The 22,851-nt window shown below is 62.5% G+C and carries 19 protein-coding genes; all 19 read left to right on the top strand.

The genetic code is table 11. The annotated features are described in order from the left end of the window. Positions 1–23 precede the first annotated feature (23 nt). The 19 genes from mnxG (at position 24) to ASE98_RS13635 (ending at position 21,798) form a co-directional block, all read left to right on the top strand. Positions 24–5,855 (top strand): manganese-oxidizing multicopper oxidase MnxG, encoded by a 5,832-nt coding sequence (gene mnxG, locus ASE98_RS13545; RefSeq protein WP_060541871.1) that lies wholly within the window; start codon positions 24–26, stop codon positions 5,853–5,855. A 332-nt stretch (positions 5,856–6,187) separates the two neighbouring features. Next, positions 6,188–8,140 (top strand): YncE family protein, encoded by a 1,953-nt coding sequence (locus ASE98_RS13550; protein WP_060541872.1) that lies wholly within the window; start codon positions 6,188–6,190, stop codon positions 8,138–8,140. 12 nt (positions 8,141–8,152) lie between these two features. Beyond that, positions 8,153–8,809 (top strand): SCO family protein, encoded by a 657-nt coding sequence (locus tag ASE98_RS13555; protein WP_060541873.1) that lies wholly within the window; start codon positions 8,153–8,155, stop codon positions 8,807–8,809. Then, positions 8,806–9,438: an SCO family protein gene (locus ASE98_RS13560; RefSeq protein WP_060541874.1), complete on the top strand. Its 633-nt coding sequence runs from the start codon at positions 8,806–8,808 to the stop codon at positions 9,436–9,438. Before ASE98_RS13555 ends, ASE98_RS13560 begins: the two co-directional genes overlap by 4 nt. A 9-nt stretch (positions 9,439–9,447) precedes the next feature. Next, positions 9,448–10,998 carry a cytochrome c/ABC transporter substrate-binding protein gene (locus ASE98_RS13565; RefSeq protein WP_060541875.1) on the top strand — a complete coding sequence of 517 codons (1,551 nt, stop codon included), beginning with the start codon at positions 9,448–9,450 and terminating at the stop codon, positions 10,996–10,998. Between the two features lie 13 nt (positions 10,999–11,011). Next, complete coding sequence (locus tag ASE98_RS13570) at positions 11,012–11,965, top strand: peptidylprolyl isomerase (RefSeq protein WP_060541876.1); 954 nt, start codon at positions 11,012–11,014, stop codon at positions 11,963–11,965. 223 nt (positions 11,966–12,188) lie between these two features. After that, complete coding sequence (locus ASE98_RS13575) at positions 12,189–12,722, top strand: response regulator (RefSeq protein WP_060541877.1); 534 nt, start codon at positions 12,189–12,191, stop codon at positions 12,720–12,722. 84 nt (positions 12,723–12,806) lie between these two features. Further along, on the top strand, positions 12,807–14,513 hold the full coding sequence (locus tag ASE98_RS13580; RefSeq protein WP_060541878.1) for a GspE/PulE family protein: 1,707 nt from the start codon (positions 12,807–12,809) through the stop codon (positions 14,511–14,513). Further along, positions 14,494–15,297 (top strand): hypothetical protein, encoded by an 804-nt coding sequence (locus tag ASE98_RS13585; protein WP_060541879.1) that lies wholly within the window; start codon positions 14,494–14,496, stop codon positions 15,295–15,297. The genes ASE98_RS13580 and ASE98_RS13585 overlap by 20 nt, the downstream gene beginning before the upstream one ends. Position 15,298: 1 nt before the next feature. Continuing rightward, a complete protein-coding gene (locus ASE98_RS13590) occupies positions 15,299–15,844 on the top strand; it encodes a PilN domain-containing protein (protein ID WP_060541880.1) in 546 nt (181 codons plus the stop codon). Further along, positions 15,831–16,379 carry a GspMb/PilO family protein gene (locus ASE98_RS13595; protein WP_060541881.1) on the top strand — a complete coding sequence of 183 codons (549 nt, stop codon included), beginning with the start codon at positions 15,831–15,833 and terminating at the stop codon, positions 16,377–16,379. Before ASE98_RS13590 ends, ASE98_RS13595 begins: the two co-directional genes overlap by 14 nt. Continuing rightward, positions 16,379–16,897: a hypothetical protein gene (locus tag ASE98_RS13600; protein ID WP_060541882.1), complete on the top strand. Its 519-nt coding sequence runs from the start codon at positions 16,379–16,381 to the stop codon at positions 16,895–16,897. Before ASE98_RS13595 ends, ASE98_RS13600 begins: the two co-directional genes overlap by 1 nt. Further along, positions 16,894–18,720 (top strand): secretin N-terminal domain-containing protein, encoded by a 1,827-nt coding sequence (locus ASE98_RS13605; protein ID WP_060541883.1) that lies wholly within the window; start codon positions 16,894–16,896, stop codon positions 18,718–18,720. The genes ASE98_RS13600 and ASE98_RS13605 overlap by 4 nt, the downstream gene beginning before the upstream one ends. Positions 18,721–18,722: 2 nt before the next feature. Next, complete coding sequence (locus tag ASE98_RS13610) at positions 18,723–19,196, top strand: type II secretion system protein (RefSeq protein ID WP_060541884.1); 474 nt, start codon at positions 18,723–18,725, stop codon at positions 19,194–19,196. A gap of 4 nt (positions 19,197–19,200) precedes the next feature. Further along, positions 19,201–19,575 carry a type II secretion system protein gene (locus tag ASE98_RS13615; protein ID WP_060541885.1) on the top strand — a complete coding sequence of 125 codons (375 nt, stop codon included), beginning with the start codon at positions 19,201–19,203 and terminating at the stop codon, positions 19,573–19,575. Continuing rightward, entirely contained in the window at positions 19,550–20,089 is a 540-nt protein-coding gene (locus ASE98_RS13620; RefSeq protein WP_060541886.1) for a type II secretion system protein, read from the top strand. The genes ASE98_RS13615 and ASE98_RS13620 overlap by 26 nt, the downstream gene beginning before the upstream one ends. After that, positions 20,086–20,475 carry a curli production assembly/transport protein CsgE gene (gene csgE / locus ASE98_RS13625; RefSeq protein ID WP_060541887.1) on the top strand — a complete coding sequence of 130 codons (390 nt, stop codon included), beginning with the start codon at positions 20,086–20,088 and terminating at the stop codon, positions 20,473–20,475. Before ASE98_RS13620 ends, csgE begins: the two co-directional genes overlap by 4 nt. Then, a complete protein-coding gene (locus tag ASE98_RS13630; RefSeq protein WP_060541888.1) occupies positions 20,472–20,891 on the top strand; it encodes a curli assembly protein CsgF in 420 nt (139 codons plus the stop codon). The genes csgE and ASE98_RS13630 overlap by 4 nt, the downstream gene beginning before the upstream one ends. Positions 20,892–20,922: 31 nt before the next feature. After that, positions 20,923–21,798 (top strand): CsgG/HfaB family protein, encoded by an 876-nt coding sequence (locus tag ASE98_RS13635; protein WP_060541889.1) that lies wholly within the window; start codon positions 20,923–20,925, stop codon positions 21,796–21,798. Positions 21,799–22,851 lie beyond the last annotated feature (1,053 nt).

Below are 22,851 nucleotides of genomic sequence, written 5' to 3' on the forward strand. Positions count from 1 at the left end.
AAACCGCTGCGAGGCCCGACTCCATGATCGGCATAAACCGCGCTCCGACCCTGATACATTTACTGCTGCTGGTTGCATCAATGTCTGGCATCGAAGCCGCCAATGCAGCTGCGCGTTGCGAGCGCAACCTGGTGGCCAACGTCGTGGCGCTTGATCAGCCGCTTATGTTCAACCGCCTCGGTGCACAGAACGTCAACGGCATGATGTTCGCTTTGCGTCGTGATGTGGTCGATGACCATGACCGGTCCCTGGCCAGTGGCGGCTCAGCGGTACCGGGCAAAGTGTCCCTGCGTCCAGACAAGCGTCCGCGTCCGCTGGTGTTGCGGGTTGCCGCCGGCGACTGCCTGACCATCAATCTGCAGAACCTGCTGGCTTATCAGGCCAACCCCAACTCCGATGAGGACGCAAACGAGGAAGAGGGCGAGGAAGAAATCGAGATCGGCAACGCCGATGGCTTCAAGGCCGACGAGCAGGTCGCCGACCGCCATGTCGGTTTTCAGGTCAACGGCATGCAAGCGGTCAACAGCATTGATGACATCTCATCGTTCACCGGGCGTAACGCCAATACCTTGATCCCGCCCGGTGGTACCCGTTCCTACACCTTGTATGCCGAGCGGGAAGGGGTATTCGCCGCCAGCAGCCGTGGCGCAAGCTTCGGTGGCGAAGGTGCGGCAGGCAACGTGGCCAATGGTCTGTTCGGTCAAGTGGTGGTGGTGCCCAAAGGTGGTCGCACTTACCGCAATACCGTAACCGAGGAAGAGATGCGCCTGGCCAGTACCGGTCGCACACCGGCCGGTCAGCCGATCGTCGATTATCAGGCGCGTTACCCGCAGCGCGAGCCATGGGTCCGTGAAGGCAAGGCCGGCACGCCGATCATCAACATGGTCGACGGCAACGAAATCATATCCAGTGAAAGCGACGCAATTGTCATGGGCAGTAACGCCGATGGCAGCTTCCCGACATCGACCTACGCGCTGGAATCCATGGGCAAACGCAACCCGGCGCTCCCTAACCGCCTGGAGCCGTTTCGCGATTTCGCTTCGCAGTTCCAGGATGAAGTCGCTGTCACCCAGGCGTTTCCCGCCTACTGGGCCGACCCGGTGATGGCCCACGTGCTGGAGCCGACCCGTGACTCCTTCATGATCAACTATGGCTCCGGCGGCATGGGTGCCGAGGTGGTCGCCAACCGCCTGGGCGTGGGGCCGATGCACGATTGCCTGTCCTGCGCTTATGAAGAATTTTTCCTCAGTTCCCACACCGTCGGCGACGTGGCGATGCTGGTGGACGTACCGGCCAACGCCGGGCTGGAAGGCATCACCCCCGGTCAGACCCCCAATGCCGATCAGGTAGGTGTGAAGGCGACCATGGCGCTGTATCCGGCCGAACCGTCCAACGTCAACCACAGCTACATCGGTGACTTCGTCAAATTCCGCAATACCCACAATGGCCACGAGCAGCACATTTTCCACCTGCACGGGCATCAGTGGCTGTTCAACCCCAATGACGATAACTCTGACTATGTGGATGCCCAGGGCATCGGTCCGGGTGCGGGCTACACCTATGAAATCGCCAATGGCGGTTCGGGCAACCGTAACCGGGTAGCGGGCGACGCGATCTATCACTGCCATTTCTATCCGCATTTTGCCCAGGGCATGTGGGCCATGTGGCGGGTGCACGATGTGTTTGAAGAGGGCACCAAACTGGAAGTCTCCCAGCAGGGTGATGACGGTTTCCACAGCGAACCGTTCGCCCTGCGCAGTGGAAAACCTGCGGCCGGTGCACGGGCGCTGCCCGATGGTGAAATTGTCGCCGGCACACCGATCCCGGCGGTCGTGCCGCTGCCCGGTAAAGCCATGGCACCGATGCCAGGCAAAGTCGCCGTGGTGCCGAAAATTGGCGAAACCCTCGTGGCCGGCAACGATGACGACGATGAAGAAGACGACGATGACGACGGCGAACATCACGGCGGTGGCGGCGGAGCACAGGCCATTGGCTCGCTGGTGCTGGTCGATCGCAGCGAAGCCAATCGCAATGCCGATGGCACGCTGAAAAACCCTGGCTATCCATTCTGGATCGGCGGTATGGAAAGTTCGGTCGGGCAACGTCCGCCAACTCCGCCGCTGGACATGCTCGACGCCGCCAAGGCGCAGGCCTTGAAGGCCAGCGGCAATGCGTTGTGGGCCAACCTCGACCCGGCTCAATCCGGTGGCTGGGACGGTGGCCTGGGGCGGCATACCCTGGACGGCGTCTCTGCCGGTGGTGAGGCGAACACAGTGACAACCTCGCTGGACTTCTCCAAGGAGGTCACCCGGGCCAAACCGATTTACCTGCCTGAAGAGGGCACCGAAGTCGAACAGGCGGCCATGGCGTTCCACGCCAGGAAGGACCACCCCAGCTACGCCGTGTTGCCCGGCAGTCAGGTGGTGGCGCGTAACTTCCGTACCAACGGCGCCTTGCCGATCGCGGGTGCGCCGTACTACGAACCTTGCATGGACGATCGGCAGAAACGCCTGACCGGCAGCGCCGGCACCGGCGAGTTCACCAGCGGCGAACGGGGCGACGGCATGTCGTTCACCGGCGCCTCGACCTTCACCGCCGACCGCCCGCGCATCTACAAGGGAGCGAACATTCAGTTCGATGCGGTGTACAACAAGGTCGGCTACCACTTCCCGCAAGCACGCATCCTCGCACTGTGGGAAGACGCCTGGCCGGTGATTACCAAGCAGCGTCCGCCAGAGCCTCTGGTGATGCGCATGAACACCTTCGACTGCGTGCAGTACATGCAAACCAACCTGGTGCCGGCCACCTATGAGATGGACGACTATCAGGTGCGCACGCCAACCGATGTGATCGGCCAGCACATTCACCTGCCGAAATGGGACTTGACCGCGGCCGATGGTTCGTCCAACGGCTGGAACTACGAAGACGGCGTGCTTTCCCCGGGTGCGGTGCAAGAGCGCATTCACGCCATTCGCCAGTTCAACCAGTGCGAAGAAACCGATCCGCGTGACGGCACACCCGCCTGCCCGAAAGCCAAAAACCACCCGTTCTTCGGTCAGTACGGCCGGGCCGACTGGGTCGGGGCGCGCACGGCGATGCAGCGCTGGTTCGTCGATCCGGTGGTCAACAGCAAGGGCGTCGATCGTGGCCTGGGGACTATTTTTACCCACGACCACCTGGGCCCATCGACTCACCAGCAGATAGGTCTGTACGCCACCGTGCTGGCTGAGCCGGCCGGCTCCAGTTGGTTCCATGCCGAAACCGGCGAGCCGCTGTACAGCGGTGCGCGCCAGGACGGCGGACCGACTTCCTGGCAAGCGGTGATTTCCACCGGTGATATCGATGGCGACGGCAAGAACGACAGCTTCCGGGAGTTTTTCCTCGAATACAGCGACTTCCAGCACGCCTATGAAGCGGGTGTGTACGTAGGCGCAGGTCCCGATGGCAAGCCCAATCCGCAAGGCTTCCCGGCCACGGCGGACAGCTTCCGCTACGCGATCAACCCACCGGTGCGCAACAACGCCAGCAACTTGTTGGACGGGATTGTCGAAGTCCAGGGCGGGATCAAGCCCGGCTGCCCGACCCGGCCGTGCCCACAGGCGATCTCGGTGGATGACCCAGGCATGTTCGTGGTCAATTACCGCAATGAACCGCTGGCCCTGCGGGTGTACGACCCTAACCGGCTCGGCCCGGACGGCAAGCGCGGCATGCAGGCTGACGGCCTCGGCGGTGACCTCGCATACGCCATGCAAAGCCGTACCGACCGGGCGATCCCGGCGATGAACCTGGCGCCGAACCTGATCACCGCGGCGACCGGTCCGACCGGCGGCACCACGCTGTTCCCGCCGCATATCAACCGCGGTGGCGCCGAACCGGGTGACCCCTTCACCCCAATGCTGCGCACCTACACCGGTGACAACGTGCGGCTGCGGGTACATGCCGGTGGTCATGAAGAGGAACACAACGTCACCCTGCATGGCGTGAAGTGGCTGCAAAGCGGCTCCGGTTTCGGCAACAGCTCCAACTCCGGCTGGCGCGCGTCGCAGATGGTCGGTATCTCCGAGCAGATGGGCTTCATTGCTCCGGTCTCGATGCTCTCCAGTTCGGCGGCGACAACGGGTGACTACCTGTACTCGATGGACGCTTCCATTGAAGGCTACTGGAGCGGGATCTGGGGGGTGATGCGCAACTACACGGCGCAACGCAACGACCTGTTCGCACTGCCGAACAACCCGAAACCGGCCGGTATGCGCAACACCGTGGCGTTTGAGGGCACCTGCCCACGGATCGGCGCCAACCCCACTGGCATCGGCACCCGGCCAACCCCGCAACGCAACTATGAAGTGGTGGCGGCGCTGGCCAACGACATCCTCAGTAATCCACTGGGCTTGTCCATCGGTGATCCGGCAGGGCTTGGGCAACACGTGGGCGGGCCACTGAAACCGGCGGGCGGCACCCTGGTGTTCAACTCGCGGGCGGTGAGCATTCCACAAGTCACCGTGTTCGACCCAGAAGACGGTGAAACCATCACCATCGGCGGGCAAAGCGGGCCGCTGCATGACCCGACCGCGATCCTGTATGTACGCAAGGCCGACCTCGATCCGGCCACCGGCAAGCTCAAGCCCGGCGTGCCTGTCGAACCGCTGGTGTTGCGTGCAACGGCGGGTGACTGCATCAACATCACCCTGGAAAACCGTTTGCCGACCGTCATGCCGGACCTCACCCAGACTGCGGTCATGCAAGGCATGGTCAAGCGTGACCGCAACAACGGCAGCGGCTCGACCACCTTCAGCAACAACCTGATGCGGCCGTCCAGCCATGTGGGTCTGCATGCACAATTGCTGGCGTACGACATCACCAAGTCCGACGGCACCAACGTCGGCGCCAACCCGATCCAGACTGTGCCACCCCGTGTCGGCAGCAGCGGCGCGTACCCGACCCGTACTTACCAGTATTACGCCGGGCACCTGGAGCGTGAAGGCAAACCGATCACCCAACTGGGGCGCAGCGTCGACAACATCAACGCGACGGCGGTGGAATTCGGCGGCTTGAATTTCACCCCGGCGGACGTGATCAAGCAGTCGCAAAAAGGCCTGGCGGCGGCGATGAGCATCCTGCCGGCCGGCGCCACCTGGGTGGAAGATGCGCGCAAGGTCAATGCGACCGTCACCGCGCCGGGGCAAACCAGCTACCGCGATTTCGCGATGGTCTGGCAGAAAGCCTTGAACATGCGCTGGGCCAATGGGCGTCCGGTAGAGGGGATTGCTGCGGAAGGGTTCGGCGTGCCGAACGATCCCCAGGACAACTCGAGCATGGCCATCAACTACAAGACCGAGCCAATGTGGTACCGCTTCGGCCTGGCCCCGGATGCTCCGTTCGGTCGTGCCGACGGCGCAGGTTATGGCGACATGGTCAATGCGCACATGGCCTATAGCAACGCGCTGGTGGGTGGTGATCCGCAAACCCCGGTGCTGTACGCCAAGCCGGGGCAACCGTTCCGAACCCACATCCTGATGCCTACCGGCGGCAGTCGCGGCAGCACCTTCCAGCTTGACGGTCACCTCTGGTCGACCAACCCGTTCGTGGCGGAGAAGAGCGACACCGGTGGCTACCCCATGGGCAGCCCTGGCGTGGGGTCGGTGAAGTTCGGCTACAACCCGATGTCGATGTACATAGGTGCCCGCGAAAGCATCCTGCCGGCCGCGCATTTCAGTCTGATGCTGCCGAGCGCCGGGGGTATCAACGCGATACCGGGGGACTACCTGTTCCGCGATTACGGAGCCTATGGGAATACCTCGGGATTGTGGGGACTGCTGCGGGTCACCAACGAGCCTGAGCCGGCACCGGCACCTTAGGGAAGCAACGCAACACCTGTAGGAGCACTGTGGCGAGGGGGTTGACTGTGGAGAGGGAGCTTGCCTGTGGTGAAGGGCTATCCCTGTGGCAAAGGGCTTTCCCTGTGGCGAGGGGGCTTGCCCCCGCTTGAGTGCGAAGCACTCACAAGATCTTTGATGCAACAGAGATTTTTGGGGCTGCTTCGCAGCCCGACGGGGGCAAGCCCCCTCGCCACAGGCAAGCCCCCTCGCGACAAGGGTAGTCACCCTCGCCATGGGGCTGGCCATCCTCACCACAGGGCTCGCTCCCACAGGGAGCAAGGCAGACGTAGATCTGAAGGGGAGTTTTTACAATGAACAGGACCATCACTTTCGCCAGTTGCGCCCTGATTGTCGGTGCAGCGCTGATCGGCCTGGCGGTGTCGCGCACGTCGCCACCCACCCGGCTCAGTCACGTCGCACTGCCAGACACCTCGAATGGCCAGACCCTTGAACGCGACGGCATTTCGGTGGCGTTCGAAGTCAAACCGCTGGCCGAGGATGGCGTGCTGCGCGAAGGTGGATTCGCCGACGTGCAGTTTCGCGTGACCGACAAAGCCTCGGGCCAACCGCTGGCAGGCGTCGCCCCCGGAGCCTGGCTCGACCCCGAAACCATCGCCGCAGATCAGGCCCAGGGTCGCGATCAGAGTTGCAAGTCGCGGGTCGGGGTCTTCCTCAAATCGAGCATCGGGGCGCGGCCGCTGCTGGATCTCAACAGTTACTTCCTGATGGTCATGAACCGCGATGCCAGCGTCTCGGTGGTCGATCCATCGGTATCGGTGGGCGGCATCACCAGCACCATGACCCGGGTCGAACTCAAGCAGCCACCCATGGACTGGGTCACTCCCCGGGACAACAAACGCGTGTTTGTGTCGATGCCGACCGCGGGGGAAGTCGCGGTGCTCGACAGCGAGCAATTCAAACTGATCGACTCGGTGGCGGCCGGCAGCAACCCGGTACGCGTGGCATTGCAACCGGACGAACGCTTGCTGTGGGTCGGCAACAATGCCCAGGTGGCGGAGCAGTCCGGGGTCACGGTGATCGACACCGCCAGCCTCAAACCCCTCAAGCACCTGGCCACCGGTAGCGGTCATCACGAAATCGCCTTCAGCAAGGACAGTCGCCTGGCGTTCGTCACCAACCGCGACGACGGCACCCTGAGCATTGTCGACATCGCCAGCCTGAGCATCAGCAAACAACTCAAGACCGGTTCGAACCCGTTGTCGGTGATGTATTCGCCGCTGTCCGGCGCAGCCTATGTGACGGACGGCAAGGACGGCACGGTGACGGTAATCGACAGTGCCAGCCAGTCGGTGCGCCGGGTGATCCAGCTCAAGCAGGGACTGGGGCCGATGGGCTTCAGTGCCGACGGGCGCTTCGGCATCGTGCTCAACACCCTGGAGAACCAGGCCTCGGTGATCGACAGCGCCACCGATGTGTTGATCCATGACCTGGACGTCTCCGCCGAACCCTATCAAGTGGTGTTCACCAAGGCCTACGCCTATGTCCGCGGGCTGGCTTCGCCGAAGGTCACGATGATCAACCTGTCATCCCTCGGTGAAGGCCGCACGCCGATCATCCAGGGCTTCGAGGCCGGCCCTCAGGCACCACGGCTGGCTGGGGACCTGCCGCTGGCGTCAAGCCTGGCGGTGTCGAAGGACGACAACGCGGTGTTCGTGGTCAACCCGGTGGACAACACCACCTACTTCTACGCCGAAGGGATGAACGCACCGATGTCCGGCTACCCCAATCGCGGGCAGGTGGCCCGGGCGGCGCTGGTAATCGATCGCAGCCTGCGCGAAGTCGAGCCGGGGCTGTACAGCTCGCGGATCAAGCTGCCGACCGCCGGCCGTTTCGATGTGGCGTTCCTGCTCAACCAGCCGAACATCATCCATTGCTTCAGCACCGTGGTCGAGGCGGACCAGAGCCTCGATCCGCACCGTGGGGTGGCGAAAGTGGAGTTCCTGCTCGACAAGTCCACCGCCGCGCTGGGTAGCCCTTACGTGGTGCGCTTTCGCATCGTCCAGGGCAAGCAGAAGGTGCAGCGCAGTGGGGTCAAGGACGTTCAGGTGCGTTACTTCCTGGCCCCGACTTCGCACCCCCGGGAAGTCGCCGCCGTGGAAGTCGCCGACGGTATATACGAAGCCCCGGTGAACCTCGACCAGAACGGTGCCTGGTACCTGCACGTGCGCGCAGCGTCCCTGGGCAGGCGTTTCGATGACCAGACTTTTGCCAGCGTTCGGGTCAAGCCCGGCCATGCCCACTAAGAGGAAACTGACATGAACCGATTCGCACATCGTGGCCTGCTGACGTTCTGCCTGTTGGCCATCGGTATTGGCCAAGCCCTGGCCCATTCGGCGGATGAGCACGCCGGGCACGACATGACGGCCAAAAAAGCCAGTCCGGAAACCGCTCAGGTCAAGTTCGCCGACGTCGCGCTGGTGGATCAGAACGGCAAGTCGGTCAGCCTCGAAAAGGATCTGGTGGGGAACAAGATCGTCGTCATGGGCTTCATCTACACCAGTTGCACCACGGTGTGCCCGGTGGTGTCCTCGATCATGGGCAAGGTGCAGAAACAACTGGGGCACCGGGTCGGCACCGAGGTGCAACTGGTCTCGATCAGCATCGACCCACAGCGCGATGATCCCGAGCGCCTGAACGACTACGCCCGCACCTTTCAGAAGGGTCCGGGCTGGAGCTGGTTGACCGGCTCGCCCCAGTCGGTCAACGCCACCCTCAAGGGGCTGGGGGCCTACAGCGGTGACTTCAAGAACCATTCACCTCTGATTCTGGTGGGCGATGGCAACAGCCGGTTCTGGACCCGCTATTACGGCTTCACCGACCCGGTGGAACTGGCCCGCGCGGTCGAGAAAATCAGCGGTGAACGCAACGCCCACGCCAAGCACACGGCCGTCGCCATGGAGCATCAGCCATGAAAAACCTCGAGTGGATTGCCCTGAGCCTGTGCCTCTGGCTTGTCAGTACCTTGGCGTTGGCCCACGAAGCGCACGAACCCGCGCAACCGGCGTCGGCAACTGCGGCGGCGAACGCGCAACCGGCGACCGGCACCCGTGACGCAAAGACCTGGTTCACCGACACGCCGTTGCAGGACCAGAACGGCAACACCCTGCGCTTCTACAGCGATGCGCTGGAGAACCGCGTGGTGCTGCTCAACGTGATCTTCACCAGTTGCAACGATGCCTGCCCGCTGATTACCCGCAAGCTCAAGGAAGTCCGTGAGGTGCTGGGCGACAAGGCTGATGGCATCACCTTTATTTCCCTTACCAGTGATCCGCTGCGCGATACACCGGCGGTACTCAAGGCCTATACCTTGAAGCAGGGTGTTGATGACCCCCACTGGCTTTTTCTTACCGGCGACAAGGCGCAAATGGACCTGGTTCTAGGGCGCATTGGCCAGATCGTACCGACCCCCGAGCAACATTCGACCCAACTGATCGTCGGTGACGTGGCGAACAAGCGCTGGAGCAAAATCCGTCCCGATGCCCCGGCCGCCGCCATTGCCCAGCGCTTGCAGTTGCTGACAATGCCTGTGGCCGGGCGCTGAGTGCCGGCCATGAATACTGTCCTGGTTCTTGGCCTGTTCTTGCTCGGCGGCATCACCCTGAGCGTGCAGGCGCTGCCGCTGACTGTCAGCGAAAGTGCCGGTAAGCGACTGTACCGCGAAGGTGTGTCCGCCAGCGGTGCCCCCCTCATGGCCCGGGTCGGCGCGGCCGACATGGTACTGCCCGCTACCAGCCTGCCGTGCGCCAACTGCCATGGCGCCGACGGCCTCGGCCGACCGGAGGGTGGGGTGCGACCACCGGACCTGAGCTGGTCGCGGCTGACCAGCAGTCATGGCCAGCAGCAGATCAATGGCCGCAATTACCCGGCCTACAGCGAAGCCAGCGTGGCGCGGGCGATACAGGAGGGGCGCGACCCCGGCAACAATCGGCTTGACCCGACGATGCCAAGGTTCGTGCTCTCGATCAACGATCAGCGCAACCTCACCGCCTACCTCAAGCGCCTGGCCGATGATCGCGATCCGGGTCTGACCCCCGACAGCCTGCACCTGGGGACATTGTTACCAGGGTCGGGACCGTTGAGCGAGGAGGGCGCCACGGTGGCGGCGGTGCTCAAGGGCTGCGTGGCGCGCATCAATGGCGCAGGCGGGATTCATGGCCGGCATTTGCGCCTGACCATCCTTGACCCCGGTACCGACCGCGCCAGCGCCGAACAGGCGCTGGAGCGTCTGATTGAGCAGGAACAGGTCTTTGCCATGATCGCTCCGCTGGCGCCGGCACTCGACCCGGACCTTGCGGCACGCCTGGAAAAGGCCGGTATTCCCCTGATCGGGCCGTTGTCCATGCAGGGCACGGTGCAGGCCAGCCCGCAGATTTTCGAACCGTTGCCGGGGTTGCGCGAACAGATGATTGCCCTGGCCGACTATGCCGGCTCCAGCCTGCGAGTGTTGCCGGGGCCGACGCTGGTTGCCTACCCGGATGAGCCCGGGCAACGGCTGGCAGCACAGGAACTCAGTCAGTACTTGCAGGATCACGCCTGGAAAGACGTGCGCCTGCTTGCCTACGACCCGACCCGGGATGAGTTGCCGCTGGGCTCGCGATCGGTGTTTTACCTGGGCAGCGGCAGCGGTTTCAGCAGTCTTGCCGATCGTTTGCGCACGGCGGGGCAGGTGCCCTACCTGTTCGCCGCGTCGAACCAGGTGGCGGGGAATCTGTTGCAGGTGCCCAATGATTTTTCCCGTCGGGTATTTCTCGCCTATCCATTCGTACCCAGCGACTGGACCCACGCCGGGCGCCTGGCCCTGACCCAGTTGCGCGAGCATCAGGGGCTCGGTGGCCAGTACGGGGTGCTGCAGGTGGGCGCGTTCAGTTCGATGATGCTGCTTGGCGAAGGCATGAAGCAGGCCGGGCGCGATGCCAGCCGCGAAAAGCTGGTCAATGCCCTCGAAGGCCTGCATGACTTCGACACCGGTCTGACGCCGCTGATCAGCTTCGGCCCGGGACGGCGCCTGGGCTTGAGCGGTGCGCATATCGTCACGGTGGATCTGCCCGACCAGCGCTTCTATCTGGTTGCTCCCTACAAACCCATTGTCGCCGCGCCCTGACTGGAGGCCGATCATGAAACTCAACGCTTTGCTGGTCCTGTCGGCGCTGTGGTTGCCCGTGGCGTGGTGCAGCAATGGTCCGGCCGTGGCGCGGGTCAATGGCGAGGAAATTTCCCAGTTGCGCCTGGAGCGTTATTTCGCCGAGTACCTGGAGGATCAAGGCCGGGCGGTGGGCAGCATTCGCAATCCCAAGGCCTACGAGCAGTTGCGCAGGGCGGCGCTGGACGCTTTGATCGACCGGGAATTGTTGTGGCAGGAGGCGCTCAGGCGCGGTGTGGTGATCAGTGATGAGGCTGTGCAGGATCAGGTCGAGCAGACACGGCAGGCGATGGGCGGCGCGCAGGTGTTCGTCCGGCGCCTGGACGATGCCGGTTTCGACGAGGCCGGTTACATCGAATATACCCGTCGCGAACTGGCGGCCCGGCAGGTGTTTAACGATCTCACCAAGGCCGGCGAGCCTGACGAACAGGAGGTCCGGGACTTTTATGCCGAACACCGCGCGCAGATGAGCCGGCCAGAGGAAGTCCAGGCCAGACACATTTTGATTAAAGTTGCCCCCGCAGCAGACGCTTCCACCGTCGAGGCCGCACGGCTACGCTTGGTTGAACTACGTGCGACGATCGCCGCTGGAGCTGATTTTGCCACGGTGGCCCGCAGCGCCTCCGAAGACGCTTCGGCCAGTGCGGGTGGCGACCTGGGTTACTTCCCTCGCGGGCGTATGCTGCCGCAGTTCGAGGCCGCGGCTTTTGCCCTGGCGCCGGGGGCGGTCAGTGAACCGGTTCGCACTGCGCTGGGCTGGCATCTGATTAATTTACAGAACCACCTGGAGGCGGCGGATGTCCCAGAAGAGCAAGGACTTGACATGGTTCGGGCGTACCTCGCCCGGCAAAAACAGGTGCAGGCTCGTCTACAGGCACTGGCGCAGTTGCGGTCAAGCAATCGAATCGAGCGGATTGACGATGAATAGGGGAATTCCCCGAAAGTGGGGGAAAAACTTCAATGCCAGTCCGATGGTTTTCCCCGAGTCTGGGGGATGGAACTTGCGTACCAGATGGCATTGTTTTTAAATTCAAGGACATGAAAACCTGATATTACCGGCACCCAGCCTGGCATGAAGTGTGCGTTAGTCCCGATAGGGCGCGCACTCTGACAGGTTCAAATCCCGGACCTGCGGTTTCAAGGAGTCCACCTTGGTGAACAAAGTACTGGTTGTCGAAGACGAACAGCTGCTTGCACATAACCTCCAGGATTACCTGCAGGCGCAAGGGCTGGAAGTCAGAATTGCTCATAACGGGGTAGACGGAATCGGTGAGGCCGATGAATTCCACCCCAATGTGATGGTGTTCGATTACCGCTTGCCCGATATCGAAGGCTTTGAGGTGCTCGATGCCGTCCGCCGGAACGGGAAGTGTCATTTCGTGCTGATTACCGGGCATCCAACCGCTGAAGTCTGTGAGCGGGCCCGGCAAAAAGGCGTCAGCCACATCCTGTTCAAACCCTTTCCAATGGCGGAATTGGCCCGGGCAGTCTGTGATCTTCTAGGGGTTAAGCGCGAACCCAAAGCGGGCGTGAGCACTTCTGCAGGCTTTGTCGAACGACGCCAGAGCAGGACCGAGAGTTTCCCGCTGCAGTTGTACGACGGTAGTTGGGTGCTTGCAGATCGCCGACGCAGTTCATCGGCTTCCATGGCGCCAGACGACGAACAATTGCTCACCGGGGAGTAATGGCGCGACAAGAGGTTTCGGCCCCCGCCGTAATTGCTCGCCGCGCCGACAGGGCTCAAAGCCCCGGGCGTTGGAGAGCAAGCCATGGACCGTCTATCCCTTGCCGCAGAACCGGCGCCGCTGGAATCTGTACCGTCACGCTTCTGCAGTGAGCAATTGGCCCAGGCAAGGGCCCTGGCGGCCTCTTCCGGCGAGCGAGTACTGAACGCTCTTGCAGAGTTGTCCGAACTGGCACCCATGCCGTTCATTCAGTGCCTCGGTGCGACCCTGCATTATCCGGTACTGGACACCGACAGCCTGTTCCAGTCGACCCCGGTCTTCGATCGGGTCACCCTGGCCCAATGCCTCAAGCGTGAATTCATCCTGCTGCGACACGACGATGCGGTCATCGGCGTGTTTGCCGACCCCTTCGACACTGCACGCCTGGCCTGGATCGACGATTGCCTGCATGGGGCGCCGCTGTACCTGGTGCATGCCGACGACCTCAAGGCCTACCTGGCGCGCCACGAAGAAAGCTTCCACGCGGTGGAATCGCTCAATGCCCAGGCCGAAGGCGGCGCCGAAATCGACACCCTGCAAAGCCTGTCGCTGACCAGCATCAGTGAAGACGCCAGCGTGGTGGTCAAGCTGGTCAACTCAACCCTGTACGACGCGCTGAAAATGCACGCCAGTGACATCCACCTCGGTACCACCGGCAGCGGGCTGGTGATCAAGTACCGGATCGATGGTGTGTTGAACAACATCAGCAAGATCCAGGGCAGCGAGTTTGCCGAACAGGTGATTTCCCGGGTCAAGGTCATGGCCGAACTGGACATTGGCGAAAAACGCGTACCCCAGGACGGGCGCTTCAAAATCGGTATCAGCGGCCGCCAGATCGACTTTCGGGTGTCGATCATGCCGAGCATTTTCGGCGAGGACGCGGTACTGCGGGTGCTCGACAAGCAGGACCTGGCGGACAAGGTCTGTGGCGTGCAATTGCAGGCCCTGGGTTTTGAAGAGGACACCCTGCGCCAGCTGCGCCGGCTGGCGGCCGAACCCTACGGCATGGTGCTGGTGACCGGCCCCACCGGCAGCGGCAAGACCACCACCCTGTACGCGATGATTACCGAGATCAACCACGGCGTGGACAAGATCATCACCATTGAGGACCCGGTGGAGTACCAACTGCCGGGCGTGCTGCAAATTCCCGTCAACGAGAAGAAAGGCCTGACGTTCGCCCGTGGCCTGCGCTCGATCCTGCGCCATGACCCGGACAAGATCATGGTCGGCGAAATCCGCGACCCGGACACTGCGCAGATCGCCGTGCAGTCGGCGCTCACCGGTCACCTGGTGTTCACCACCATTCACGCCAACAACGTGTTCGACGTGATTGGCCGCTTCACCCAGATGGAAATCGACCCATACAGTCTCGTCTCCGCGCTCAATGCGGTGCTGGCTCAGCGCCTGATTCGGCTGGTCTGCACCAGTTGCAGCACAGCCTACAGCCCCAGCGAGGAAGAGTTGCAGGCCTCGGGGCTCGACCCGCTTCAGGTCGCGCACTACCACTTCGTTCACGGCAAGGGTTGCGGCCATTGCCGTGGCACCGGATATCGCGGACGCAGCGCCATTGCCGAGCTGCTGCACCTGGACGACGAACTGCGGCAAATGATCGTCGAGCGTCAGCCCATTTCGAAAATCAAGGCCCATGCCTGCAAACGTGGCTTGCGTCTGTTGCGCGAATCGGCGCTTGAACTGGTGGAACAAGGTCGTACCACTCTCGAGGAGATCAATCGTGTCACTTTTATCTCGTGATCAATACGTCGCCGTGCTCGGCGCCAGTGGCGTCGGCCTGGGTCAGCGCCAGGGCAGCGCCACCCACTGGCTGGGCAGCGTCGGCTACATCGACGAAGGCTTCCAGGCCTGGACCGTCGCGCTGGACACCCTCGACCGCCTGCTGGCCGAACATGTCACCACCAGGGCGGAGCTGACCGTGGTGATTTCCGGACACTTCAGCCGGTTTTGTCTGGTGCCGTGGAGCGACCAGATCAGCACCCCGAGCGAACTGCTCGGTTTTGCCCAGCTGTGTTTCGAGGACCTCTACGGAGCACCGACGCAACCCTGGAGCCTGGTGTTGTCGGCCGAGCCTGCGGGCTACGACCGGGTGGCCAGTGCGCTGCCGCAAGGCCTGCTCGATCGTCTGCGCAGCCTGGCCAGCGCTCGAGGCCTGCGCCTGCGTTCGGTGCAGCCGTACCTGATGGCAGCGTTCAATCATTTCGATAAGAGCTTCGACGCCGGCGACTTCCTGTTCGTGGTCGCCGAGCCGGTGCGCAGCGTACTGTTGCTGGCCCGGGAAGGGCGCTGGAGTTCGGTGCGCTCGGTGGGCAGCAGCGACAGCGATGCTGCATTGACCGCGCTGATCGGCCGCGAAACCCAGTTGCAGGCCTCTACCAGCGAGCGGCCACTGAACGTTTACCTGCATGCCCCGGCACGTGTTGACTCACACCCCGAAGTGCCCGGTGTGCACCTGCGCAGCCTTGACGAAGACCGGACATCCGTACGCGATAGCCTGTACGTCATGTCTCGGGCGGTGGCCTGAAATGCGCGCCCTGGTGCTCGACTTTCAGCCCCGTCGCCGCGCCGGTCCCCTGGGCTGGAGCCTGCTGGCCGGTGGCGTGGTGCTGACGCTGACCTGCCTGCTGGTGCAGCAGCACTTGAGCGGCGAGGCCGAACAACAGCAGGGCCACCTGCAAACCGCCCAGCGTGTGCTCACCGGTGACACCGGCGGCAAGGTCAGCCTGACCCCGGCGCAAACCCGCGAGCAGGCGCACAACCTCGCGGAAATGCGCAAGGTCTCCCTGCAACTGCGCCGGCCCTGGGAGCGTTTGTTCGCCTCGCTGGAAGCCATGCCACGGGAAAACGTGGCCCTGCTGACCCTGACCCCGGACGCTCGCAAGGGCCAGGTGCGGATCAGCGCCGAGGCGCGCGACCTGGACGCCATGCTCGACTTCCACCGGCGTCTGGAGGCCAGCGAAGAGCTGTCCGATGTCTCGCTGCTCAGTCACGAAATCGTTGCCAACGTGCCGGAACACCCGGTGCAGTTCAACCTGTCAGCTACCTGGGAGATCGGCGATGCAAATCCCTAAATTGATCGTCCACGAATACCTGCAGGGCCTGGGTGTACCAGGCCTCACCGGGTTGGCAATGCTGGTGTTGGCGCTGACCTACGGCCTGGCCGGATTGTTGCCGGACTGGCAGTCGCTGCAGCACCTGAGCCAGCAGACCCGCGAAGCCAGCGAGTACCTGGCCCGGGTCGAGGACGGCACAGTCACCGCCCCGGTGGTGCCGCAGCGTCAGCTCGACGACTTCCGCAGCAAGCTGCCGTCACAGCCCCAGGCCACCGTCGCCATCGACAAGATCTACGCCCTGGCTGCCCAGGAGCGCATCACCCTGGCCCGGGGTGAATACTCCCTGGGCATCGACCCCAAGACCCACCTGGCGCGGTACCAGATTCTGTTGCCGGTGCGCGGCAGCTATCCGCAACTACGGCGCTTTTTGCACGCCTTGCTCGGCCAGTTGCCGGCGGTGGTGCTTGAGGACGTGGAGTTGCAGCGCAAGAAAATCGCCGATACCGACCTGACCGGGCGGATCCGCATGACCCTTTACCTGTCGAGGTCATGATGAATACCAAACGTGTTGTGAGTTGGCTGGCGTTCTTCGGCGTGGCGGCGGCGCTGGCCTGGATTCCCGAATTGCTCAAACGTGATGATGACAGCGACCTGGCGGTCGCCAGCGTGACCACCCCGGCCAAAGGCACAAAAACTGCCCCACAGACTGCCGCGCCAGCCGGCGCCTTGCCGGTGGCGATCAAGGACCTGAGCCCGGCGGGCGATCTGTTCGTTACCCGCAGCTGGAAAGCCGCGCCGGCACTCGCCACCGTCATCGAACAACCGGTAGACGTGACTCCAGAGGTGCAAGTCCCCACTGCACCGCCAGTGCCCTTCGAGTTTGTCGGCAGGCTGGCTGACCGCTCCGATCTGCAGGTGTTTTTGCAGAGCGGCGAAAAGATCTACGTCGTGCGCAAAGGGGATGTGATCGACGAAACCTGGCGGATCGAGCGGATTTCCGATGCGGAACTGAGCCTGGTCTACCTGCCGCTGCGTTTATCGCAGACCTTGTCTGTGGGGAGCACGCAATGAACCGATCCCGTTTGCTGTTGAGCCTTGCGATCTGTTTAGGGCTGGCTGCGTGCAGTACGGCGCAGCTCGCCAACGAGGAAGCGTCCGACCTGATCGAGGCGGGCCAGTATGAAGCAGGTCTGGCTCGCATCGAAGAGGGGTTGCGTGAAAATCCGCGCGATACACAGCTGCACATCGCCCTGAACAACGGTCGCACCCGTGCGGTGAAGGCGCTGATGACCCAGGGCGACATGGACCGGACCCAGCGAAATTTCGCCGGGGCTCGCATGTCCTACAGCCGGGTGCTGAACATTGAACCGAACAACCGTCGCGCCCAGGATTCCCTGCGTCAGCTCGACTACCTGCGCAGCATGGATGAGAAGCTTGAACTGGCCCGCGGCGACCTGCGTCGCGGCGACATCTACGGCGCCGACCGCCAGGTCAAACAGATTCTCGAGCTGGACCCGAAAAACGAAGGCGCCCTGGAACTGCAAGGCAACATCCGTCTGGTACAGAGCCGCAACGTGGTGGCGTACCCGCAGCTGCGCACCCGTCTCGACCGGCCGGTGACCCTGGAGTTTCGGGACGCCTACCTCAAGACCATCTTTGAAGTGCTGTCCCAGGTTGCCGGTCTGAATTTCATTTTCGACAAGGACCTGCGCCCGGACATGAAAGCCACTATCTTCGTGCGTGATGTGCGCATCGAAGACGCCGTGGAACTGCTGCTGCAACAGAACCAGCTGCATCAGAAAGTGGTGAATGAAAACACCTTGCTGATCTACCCCGACTCGCCGCAGAAGATCAAGGATTATCAGGAGCTGGTGATGCGTACCTTCTACCTGACCAGCATCGATGCCAACACTGCGTTGAACATGGTCAAGACCATGCTCAAGACCCGTGACGTGTTCGTCGACGAACGCCTCAATACCCTGACCATGCGTGACAGCAGCGATGCCATCCGCATGGCCGAGAAACTGCTGCAGTCCCAGGACCAGTCCAACCCCGAAGTGGTGCTGGAAGTAGAAGTCATGGAAGTGGCCCGCCAGCGCATTCTCGACCTTGGCCTGCAATGGCCGAACACCTTTGGTGTCGTCAACAGCGACGGATCGGCGGTGACCCTCCTTGATCAACTCAAAGGCATCAACTCCGGCCGGATCACCATCAACCCGTCACCACAGGCCAAGATCAACGCCCAGGACAAGGACATCAACACCCTGGCAAGCCCGGTGATACGGGTCAGCAACCGTGAACAGGCGCGTATCCACATCGGTCAGCGGGTGCCGATCATCAGCGCCACTTCGGTGCCTTCGACCCAGGGGCCGGTGATCACCGAGAGCGTGACTTACCTCGATGTCGGTTTGAAACTGGAAGTGCAACCCACCGTGCACCTGAACAACGAAGTGGCCATCAAGGTCGCGCTGGAAGTCAGCAACGCCACGCCACTGGAACCGACCCGCCAGGGCACCATCCCGGTCCAGGTCGATACCCGCAACGCCCAGACCACCTTGCGTCTGCATGACGGCGAAACGCAGATCCTCGCCGGCCTGGTGCGCAACGACCATGGCAGCACCGGCAACAAGATCCCGGGTCTTGGCGACATTCCCGGCCTGGGCCGTTTGTTCGGCAGCAACCGGGACGACGTCATCAAATCCGAGCTGGTGCTGTCGATCACCCCGCGCATTGTGCGCAACCTGCCGTACCAGAGTCCGTCGGACATGGAATTCCCGACCGGCACCGAAACCAGCATGCACATCCAGGCACCGGATCGTTCCATGGGTGCATCGGTCCAGGCGCCGAACATGGCCTCGCCGATTGCCACCACCGTGACCATCGAGAAGCCTTGATCATGAACGCCTCGCAACGCGGTTTTTCCTTGGTCGAAGTCGTGGTGACGCTGGCCCTGATCGGTCTGCTGGCCTCCATGGCCGCACCGCTGACCGAGACCGTGGTGCGCCGGGGCAAAGAGCAGGAACTGCGCACCGCGCTGTACCAGATTCGCGATGCCATCGACGCTTACAAGCGGGCATTCGATGCCGGTTACATCGAGAAGACACTGAACAGCAGTGGCTATCCGCCGAACCTGAAAATACTGGTCGATGGCGTGCGTGACGTGCGCAGCGCCAAGGGTGGCAAGTTCTATTTCCTGCGGCGCATCCCCCGCGATCCGCTGGCAGTGGTCAAGCGCGACGACGAAGGCGGCTGGGGCCTGCGTTCCTATGACAGTTCGGCCGAGAACCCGCGGGAGGGCGAGGACGTCTTTGACGTTTACTCCAAGGCCCGCGGCAAGGGGCTCAACGGCGTCACCTATCGGGAGTGGTGAAATCATGCGTCGGCAAAAGGGCTTTACCCTGTTGGAACTGATGGTGGTCATGGCAATCATCGCCACCTTGATGACGATCGCCTTGCCACGCTATTTCAACAGCCTGGAGGCGTCGAAAGAGACCACCCTGCGCCAGAGCCTGTCGGCCATGCGTGAGGCGCTGGACCACTACTACGGCGATACCGGGCGGTATCCCGACTCCATTGATCAACTGGTCGAACAGCGCTACCTGCGCGTTCTGCCGACCGACCCGATCGCCGAGCGCAAGGACACCTGGGTCTTGGTGGCACCGCCCGAAGGCGTGGCGGGCGGGGTGGCCGATATCAAGAGTGGCGCTACAGGGAGGGCGCGTGATGGCAGCCGTTATTCCGAGTGGTAAGCCTGCGCGCGAGGACGGCTTCACCTACCTGGGTGTGCTGTTTCTGATCATGGTGATGGGCATGGGCCTGGCCAGTGCCGGGGAGTTGTGGGCCACCGCCGCCCGCCGCGATCGCGAGCGCCAGTTGCTTTGGGTCGGCACTCAGTATGCCCAGGCGCTGCGCAGCTATTACCGCAGTTCGCCAGGCGTGGCCTTGTACCCCAAAGAGCTTGCCGAATTGTTGCAGGACGAGCGTTTCCCCTCGGCCAAGCGACATATCCGCCAGTTGTATCCGGACCCTGTCGGCGGCGGCGAGTGGGAGCTGATGCGCGGCACTGACGGACGTATTACCGGGGTGTACTGCCCCTCCGAGCAGAGGCCGCTGAAGCAGGCGGACTTCCCCAGTCAGTGGTCGGACTTCAATGGCATGGCCAGCTACAAGGACTGGCAGTTCGTCGCCGAAAAAGCCTTCCTCGACGGCACCTCCGGCCCCGCCAAAGGCCAGTCCAATGCCCCCCAGGCGTTGCAACCATGAATCGCAGCTGGCTGGCGGCGCTGGTGCTGATGTTCAGCGCGAGCCTGGCCTGGGGTGAAGAAGACGAGATGCTCGGTTTCATCATCGACGACACCATCTCGCACATCGGCCATGACTTTTATTACTCGTTCAGTGAACGCCTGCGTGCCACCAGCCCGATGGATTTCAACCTGGTGGTACGGGAAAGACCTTCGGCGCGCTGGGGCAGCCTGGTGACCGTGGAGTTTCAGCAACGCCTGGTGTATCGACGCTTTCTGCCGCCGAACACCGTGGAGTTGAAAGACGAGGCCTATGAGGCAGCCGACCTGGTCCGCGCGCAGATCGTGCGGCGCAAGCTGGAAGCCCTGTTGCAGGACACCACCGACCTTGAGAGGGACGAACTATGAGGGAAAAAACTTTCTTGCAACGTACCGGCCTGTGTCTGCTCGGCCTCGGCGGTTGCGGCTTGGTCCAGGCTACCGAACTGGTGTACACCCCCGTCAACCCGTCGTTTGGTGGCAACCCGCTGAACGGCACCTGGTTGCTCAACAACGCCCAGTCACAGAACGACTACGACGACCCTGACTTGAAAGACCGCACCACGGTGGCCGCGACTTCGGCTCTGGAGCGTTTTACCAGTCAGCTGCAATCGCGATTGCTGGGGCAATTGCTCGACAACATCTCCACGGGCAACACGGGGAGCCTGTCAACGGACGCTTTTATCGTCGATGTGATCGACGACTCCGGGGCACTGACCATCAATGTCACCGATCGTTTGACCGGTGAAGTGTCGGAAATCCAGGTGAATGGCATCGCCCCTTGAAGGGGATTCGGGTTGATGGGGAGTTACAGACATGAAAAAAACAATCGTGCTGGGGATGTTGCTGGCGGCGCTTTGCGGCTGTGGTCTGCGCGAGCCGATGTCCGCCGAACAGGACACGGAAACGCCGACCCTGACCCCCAGGGCTTCGACCTACTACGACTTGCTCAAAATGCCACGGCCCAAGGGGCGGTTGATGGCGGTGGTCTATGGCTTCCGCGACCAGACCGGTCAGTACAAGCCGACCCCGGCCAGCTCGTTCTCCACCAGTGTCACGCAGGGCGCGGCAAGCATGCTGATGGATGCGTTGCAGGCCAGCGGCTGGTTCGTGGTGCTTGAGCGCGAAGGGCTGCAGAACCTGCTGACCGAACGCAAGATCATCCGCGCCTCGCAAAAGAAACCCAATACGCCGGTGAACATCATGGGGGAACTGCCACCGCTGCAGGCGGCGAACATGATGCTCGAAGGCGGCATCATCGCCTATGACACCAACGTGCGCAGCGGCGGGGAAGGGGCGCGCTATCTGGGCATCGACATTGCCCGGGAGTATCGCGTGGATCAGGTCACGGTGAACCTGCGGGCGGTGGACGTGCGCAGCGGCCAGGTGCTGGCCAACGTGATGACCAGCAAGACGATCTACTCCGTGGCCCGCAGCGCCGGGGTGTTCAAGTTCATCGAGTTCAAGAAGTTGCTGGAGGCCGAGGTGGGCTACACCACTAACGAACCGGCGCAATTGTGTGTGCTGTCGGCGATCGAGGCGGCGGTGGGGCATATGCTGGCGCAGGGCATCGAGCGGCGCTTGTGGCAGGTGGCCGGGGACAACTCGCCGACCAACGAGACGCTGGAGCGGTATTTGACGCAGAACAAGGTGGTACCGGAGGGTGAGGGTACTACTGGATCGGGCGAGTAACCAGAATGCCCGCGTCATCGTTAACCACTATCGCGAGCCTGCTCGCTCCTACAGTTGATCTGTGCCATCCACAAAATCCGCGAACAGCCCCGACCCCTGTAGGAGCGAGCACGCTCGCGAAAAACCCGAGAGCGCNAAAATCCGCGAACAGCCCCGACCCCTGTAGGAGCGAGCACGCTCGCGAAAAACCCGAGAGCGCCGCGGGCATCCAGAATGCCCGCGTCATCGTTAACCATCATCGCGAGCCTGCTCGCTCCTACAGTTGATCTGTGCCATCCACAAAGTCCGCGAACAGCCCGACCCCTGTAGGAGCGAGCACGCTCGCGAAAAACCCGAGAGCGCCGCGGGCATCCAGAATGCCCACGTCATCGTTAACCACCCTCGCGAGCCTGCTCGCTCCTACAGTTGATCTGTGCCATCCACAAAATCCGCGAACAGCCCCGACCCCTGTAGGAGCGAGCACGCTCGCGAAAAACCCGAGAGCGCCGCGGGCATCCAGAATGCCCACGTCATCGTTAACCGCCATCGCGAGCCTGCTCGCTCCTACAGGCAGAGCTTTCCANGGATCGGGCGAGTAACCAAATGCCCGCGTCATCGTTAACCACTATCGCGAGCCTGCTCGCTCCTACAGTTGATCTGTGCCATCCACAAAATCCGCGAACAGCCCCGACCCCTGTAGGAGCGAGCACGCTCGCGAAAAACCCGAGAGCGCCGCGGGCATCCAGAATGCCCGCGTCATCGTTAACCGCCATCGCGAGCCTGCTCGCTCCTACAATTGACCTGCGCCACACGCAACCCCTCGCCACAAAAACCAGAGACGAATAAACCCTACAGATCAAGCACTGCAACTTTTTGGACGCGTCCTACACACACCTCAGAAGCTTCCTATTTCAACTGTTCTCCAATTTTTCAATGCTTTCATCCCCCAGGACCCGGGTGAAAGCACTGCCTTTCCTGCCCGTCCCCCGCAGACCAGGAAGGACTGAGCATGAGCAATCCGCTGCGCACTTTTTACGACCACAGCCGCCACAAACTCAAGATCGACCAACTCGA

The organism is Pseudomonas sp. Leaf48 (assembly GCF_001421885.1).
In the GTDB taxonomy this organism is placed as follows: Bacteria; Pseudomonadota; Gammaproteobacteria; order Pseudomonadales; family Pseudomonadaceae; genus Aquipseudomonas.